Origin of the sequence: Geoalkalibacter sp. (assembly GCF_030604225.1) — a bacterium.
GTDB lineage: Bacteria > Desulfobacterota > Desulfuromonadia > Desulfuromonadales > Geoalkalibacteraceae > Geoalkalibacter.
In genome coordinates this window covers 1-4,089 of record NZ_JAUVWH010000189.1, presented here as the reverse complement: position 1 = coordinate 4,089, position 4,089 = coordinate 1, and the positions used below count along the sequence as shown (strand labels likewise).

General features: G+C 65.7%; 5 protein-coding genes. 4 read left to right on the top strand and 1 reads right to left on the bottom strand.

Annotated elements, in window-relative coordinates:
* Window positions 1-47: 47 nt before the first annotated feature.
* Genes fliS through QAT43_RS14495 form a run of 3 tightly spaced genes read left to right on the top strand, consistent with a single transcriptional unit; the run spans window position 48 to window position 1,594 of the window.
* On the top strand, window positions 48-470 hold the full coding sequence (fliS, locus tag QAT43_RS14505) for a flagellar export chaperone FliS (RefSeq protein ID WP_305043804.1): 423 nt from the start codon (window positions 48-50) through the stop codon (window positions 468-470).
* Window positions 470-883: a hypothetical protein gene (locus tag QAT43_RS14500; protein ID WP_305043803.1), complete on the top strand. Its 414-nt coding sequence runs from the start codon at window positions 470-472 to the stop codon at window positions 881-883. Before fliS ends, QAT43_RS14500 begins: the two co-directional genes overlap by 1 nt.
* A 21-nt stretch (window positions 884-904) precedes the next feature.
* Window positions 905-1,594, top strand: a complete 690-nt coding sequence (locus QAT43_RS14495) for a flagellar brake protein (protein ID WP_305043802.1) — start codon at window positions 905-907, stop codon at window positions 1,592-1,594.
* A 33-nt stretch (window positions 1,595-1,627) separates the two neighbouring features.
* On the opposite strand, the gene QAT43_RS14490 is transcribed toward QAT43_RS14495, so the two are convergent.
* Entirely contained in the window at window positions 1,628-2,617 is a 990-nt protein-coding gene (locus QAT43_RS14490) for a GGDEF domain-containing protein (RefSeq protein ID WP_305043801.1), read from the bottom strand.
* A gap of 188 nt (window positions 2,618-2,805) precedes the next feature.
* On the opposite strand from QAT43_RS14490, the gene QAT43_RS14485 reads away from it, so the two are divergent.
* Window positions 2,806-4,089: hypothetical protein (locus QAT43_RS14485; RefSeq protein ID WP_305043800.1), on the top strand; the 1,284-nt coding region annotated here is incomplete at its 3' end.

Here is a 4,089-nt window from a genome sequence, read left to right as displayed (position 1 = left end):
TGGCTCAACAGATGAACATGCTTTCCAATCTTGGGAGACGCTAAGCCATGAACGCCTACCTCAATCACTATCGCAGCACCCAGGTGCAGACCGCCTCGCCCGAACAGATCCTGGTGATGCTCTATGACGGTGCCATCCGATTTCTCAATCAGGCAATTGTCGCCATGGAGAGCGGCGAATGCGCGATCAAGGTGAAAAACATCGACAAGACCCTGGCCATCATCGCCGAACTCTCCGCCACCCTCAACCACGAGGTGGGTGGTGAGATCGCCGCCAATCTGGCCGCGCTCTATGATTTCATGATGCGCGAGATCACCCGCGCCAACGTCAGGAACGACGCCAAGATCCTGGCGCCGGTGCTCAATATTTTGAACGAACTGCGCGATGCCTGGGTGCAGGCGGCGGAGATCGTGCGCAAGGAACGCGCCGGTCAGCCGGCTGAACAGCGCGCGGTGGCCGTGGCGCTCTGATGAACACAGCCGATTTGCAGCAGGCGCTGGAGCAGTCATCGCACCATTATCGCGAGATTCTTGCGGCCTTGGAGGCCTTCGACGGCGCGGTGTCGGGTGCCGACGCCGCGGAAATCGCCGCGTTCGCCGATGATCTGCGCCGCCTCATGGCCCAGGCGGAGGTGCTGGACGAGACGTTTTTCGCCCTGCTCGGTCAGGTGGAGCCGGCGGCGGAGCTGGCCGCGCCCCTGGCCCGGCGGGTGGAACTGATGCAGCAGGTGCAGGCCAACAACCGGTTGCTCTCGGAAAAAATCCGTGGCATGATGTCCGTCATTTCCAGCGAGCTGACCCAGGCCCGCGACGGTCGTGCCGCCATGTCGGGCTATCGGAGCGGAGCTCCCGCGCGAGGGGCGCTGGTCAGCGGCAACTTCTGACAGGTGCCTTGATTTTTCCCCATGGACAAGATTTCTCCCCAGGCCGCCCTGCAACACTTGGGGGGGCAAAAATCCGTCAAGGTTTACGTGCCGACGCGCGGTACCGGCTCCCTGCCCTTCGAGGGCCTGGCTCAGCTGGTCACCGCGACGGTGATCAAGGTCAATTTCCCCCCCAACACCCTGCCCCTGAACATCGATCCGCGCGGCGAATTCAAGCTGGCCATCGTTTCCGCCGGCCCCACGATTTCCGTGCACGGTCATGTTCGCCAGATCGTCAACGACCGCCAGTTGCTGCTGGAGGCGACGGAAGCCTACGAGCACCCGCAGAAGCGCGAGCATTTCCGCATCGACGTGGACGTGCCGGTGCGCTATTGGCGCTGTAGCGACGAACCCGATTACATCCCCGAGCTGTTTCGCGCGCCGAGCGACCGGATCAACCTGAGCGGCGGCGGCATGATGTTCACGGCGGAATTCGCCCCGGCGGTGGGGCAGAAGCTGGGCTTCGAGCTGAGCATCCCGGGCCCCCCGCGCACCCTGGTGCGCTGCGAGGGACGGGTGCTGCGCGTGGTCGAGCGCGGCGCGAGCGCCTGGGGAGTGGCGGTCCATTTCATTGATCTGGATGACGAGGATCAGGAAACCCTCATTTCCCACTGCTTTTCCGAACAGCGCCGGCAACTACGCACCAAGGTCGAAGTCGCCGGGCCGCGCTGAAGTTCTCTCTTCGAAGCTTCTTGCTCCCCTGATTTACATGCGCAGATTGGATGGCGGCCGCAGGTCCCGGGCCTCCGCCGGACTGAAATCCATTTTCCCCAGATTGAAGATTTCCGTGCGGTTGCGCCCGTTGCGCTTGGCCGCGTAGAGGGCGCAATCGGCCTTTTCGATGAGCAGGGCCGGATCGGCTTGCTCCTTGCCGGAGCCGCAGCTGATGCCGATGCTTACCGTGAGGGGGTGGCGGAAATGGTCGTAACTCGCGGCCAGCACGGCGATTTCCCGGTGAATGCGCACCGCCAGCACCTGGGCGGCGGGGATGTCGGTCTCGGGCAGGATCAGGGCGAATTCCTCGCCGCCGTAGCGGCAAGCCATGTCCGATTTGCGCACAGAGCGCTTGAGCACCCGGGCGATGCCTTGCAGCACCGTATCGCCGAGTTGGTGGCCGTAGGTGTCGTTGACCCACTTGAAGTGATCCACGTCGATCATCAGCAGGGAGTAGGGCAGGCCGGTGCGGGCGCTGCGCGCCGCCTCCGATTCGAGGGTGACATCGAAAAAGGCGCGATTGCACAGCCCGGTCAGGCTGTCGGTGAGGGCCACGCGCGCCAGATCCTCGCGGGATTTCTTCAGCCGAATCATCTCCTGGCGCTGTTTCATGCGGCGGTGCAGGCGCGCGCTGATTTCCCGCAAGGGCGTAGCGAGGCTCAGCACCTCGCAGGCGCCCAGCTCCAGGGCCGCGACACGGGCGTCGAGCTGGTCGTCGCCGGCGAAAACCGTTACGGGAATGTCCTTCCAGCGGTCGCGTTTGCCGAGAATTTTGAGCCACAGCAGGGCATCGACCTGCTCGGCGGCGCAGGCGAACAGAATCATGGCGGGTTCGCGATGTTCCAGCAGGTCGAAGAGCTGCCGCTCGCCGGAGCAGGGCAGAAAGGCGTCAAACAGGCCAACACCGGCGGCGAGGCCGGTCAGCGCCTCAAGATCGGCGTGGCGGTGCGCGAAGATGACGGCGGGAGCATTCATGGACATTGGGCCTTTCCTCAAAGGGCCGCGTGCTTTCGTGCTGTTGCGGCCTCGGGCATCTTATCGGCGGCGGCGGCGCCGGGAATTAGAAAAAATTTAAAGTATCTTAATTTTCCTGTCCTTGCCTCTCATTATAAAAGCACCCCGGCGAAAAATCATTAAACAATCGCCGCGCCCGCGACGATAAGACGTCCATGAATATCGTGCCGCCCGTCACCCAACCCAATCTCGTCGTGCATGCCGTTTCCCAGCCTGCGCAACTCAGCCGCGAGGAGCGCCAGCAGGATCTGCTGCTGCACCAGATGATCCGCGCCACCGTCGAGGAGGGGGGGCAGGAAAAGGCGCTGCTGCAGTTCGGCGAGCGCAAAATCTGGGTGGAAAGCCGCGTGCCCCTGCGCGCCGGGGAGCGCCTGAGCCTGCAGGTCATCGAAACCCATCCCGAGCTCAAGCTGCGCATCCTCGACAGCGGCCTGCTCGAACGCCTGGGGCGCGCCCTGCATCTGCTCGGCAACCGCCTGGATGTGGCGCGCCTGGCGACAGCCCTGGGCCAGGCCGGCGCCAAGCCCGATGCGGCCTTGGCGCAATTGGCCGGTCATCTCGGCCGGGAGGGGGCGACGCCCTTGCCGGCGGGAGCCTTGCGGGAGCTGGCGGCGCAGCTGGGCCTGGCGTTGGAGCGGCAATTGCTGTCCGGGCAGGCGCCGCAGGCGCAAGGCTCGCTGAAAAACGCCCTGCTTGATCTCCAGGGGCAGTTGCAGCAGCGCCAGGCGCAGGTTCGGGAACACCTTCAGCCCCTGCTCGCCGAACTGGTTCGCCTGCCGCGCCTGCTGGCGTCCGGCCAGCCGCCGTCCGCCGGTAGCCTGGGCGAGGGCGGCCGCCAGGTGGTGGATGCGCTGCTGGCCCTGGCGCGCCTGCAACCCGCGACGGCCGGGCAGGCCGAGGCAAGGGCGGCTCTGGATGTGCTGGGTCAGGGGTTGGTCCGGCATCTCGCGCCCTTTGCCGAGGACACGGCCGCGGCCCTGACGCGGATCCAGCAGGTGCTGACGGAACTGCCCGCGCTGCTGCTCAACCCGGCGGCCGAGGCGACCCTGGTGCGCCGGCTCGACAGCGGGCAGGGCGAGTTGTTGGCGACCTTGCTGCGGCTCATGCGGCGCGAGCCGCAGCGCCTCGTCGGCGTCGAGGGCGAGGCCCTGGCGAACAAATTGGCGACGCTGCTGGGGAAGGAGGTGCTCGGTGGCCTGCGCCAGGCCCTGGAGAAAAGCGGCGACGCCGTGCAGCACCTGGAGCTCTGGCAGATGTGCCGGGCGCGCCTGGGGGAAATCGGCGTGGATTTTCTGCCCCTGCCCCTGGCTTTTCTCGAACAGGGCTTCCTGGTGGCGCGGCGTCAGGGCGGCGAGCCGGACCAGGGCGAGGCCGGCGCGGCGACCTCCCATTCCCTGACCCTGTTTCTCGAACTCCAGGGCTTGGGGCCCTTGCAGATC

What these genes read in the sequence shown, in the direction of transcription:
- fliS (WP_305043804.1), top strand. Translation starts at nt 48, where the DNA reads ATGAACGCCTACCTCAATCACTATCGCAGCACCCAGGTGCAGACCGCC.
- QAT43_RS14500 (WP_305043803.1), top strand. Translation starts at nt 470, where the DNA reads ATGAACACAGCCGATTTGCAGCAGGCGCTGGAGCAGTCATCGCACCAT.
- QAT43_RS14495 (WP_305043802.1), top strand. Translation starts at nt 905, where the DNA reads ATGGACAAGATTTCTCCCCAGGCCGCCCTGCAACACTTGGGGGGGCAA.
- QAT43_RS14490 (WP_305043801.1), bottom strand. Translation starts at nt 2,617, where the DNA reads ATGTCCATGAATGCTCCCGCCGTCATCTTCGCGCACCGCCACGCCGAT.